Origin of the sequence: Candidatus Aquicultor secundus, assembly GCF_002791875.1 — a bacterium.
GTDB classification, from domain to species: domain Bacteria; phylum Actinomycetota; class Aquicultoria; order Aquicultorales; family Aquicultoraceae; genus Aquicultor_A; species Aquicultor_A secundus.
Window position 1 is genome coordinate 3,300 of the sequence record NZ_PFNG01000072.1, and the last position, 528, is coordinate 3,827.

Annotated in this window: 1 protein-coding gene; it reads right to left on the reverse strand. The window is 50.2% G+C overall.

The window, feature by feature from the left end; all coding sequences use genetic code 11:
• A partial coding sequence (locus COY37_RS02845; RefSeq protein ID WP_286975996.1) for a 3-isopropylmalate dehydratase small subunit occupies positions 1–462 on the reverse strand: 462 nt, incomplete at its 3' end.
• Positions 463–528: the final 66 nt, after the last annotated feature.

A 528-nucleotide genomic window follows, 5' to 3' on the forward strand; every position in this document is an offset into this window, starting at 1 on the left:
AAGCAGCCCGCCGTCGTTGAGGATTTTAATCATGACGTCAGGTAGCGGCTTGGCCTGAATCGTAATACCTTTGGTAATATCCTTAATCTCGCCTTTACTGACATCAACCTCAAGCTCGTCTCCAGCATTAATTTGGTTGGTGTCACAGATGAGAACCGGCAGGCCGATATTGATCGCGTTGCGGTAGAAGATACGTGCAAACGACTCGGCCAGCACCGCTCCGACCCCCGCCAGCTTTATAATGGTCGGGGCGTGCTCGCGGCTTGAGCCAAGGCCGAAATTCTTACCGCCAACCACGAAATCGCCGGGCTGCACCTTGCTTGCAAACTCCGGGTCGGCATCCTCCAGCACGTGTTTGGCAAGCTCCGGCAGGTTTGTCCTTAGATGAAACAGCCTTCCCGGAGCGATATGGTCCGTACTTATGCTATCACCAAATTTAAACGCTTTACCTTTGATTTGCATTACTACTCCTACTAGTTCCTTTATTACTTACCTGTCATTCTGAACAAATACTTACCTGTCATTCTG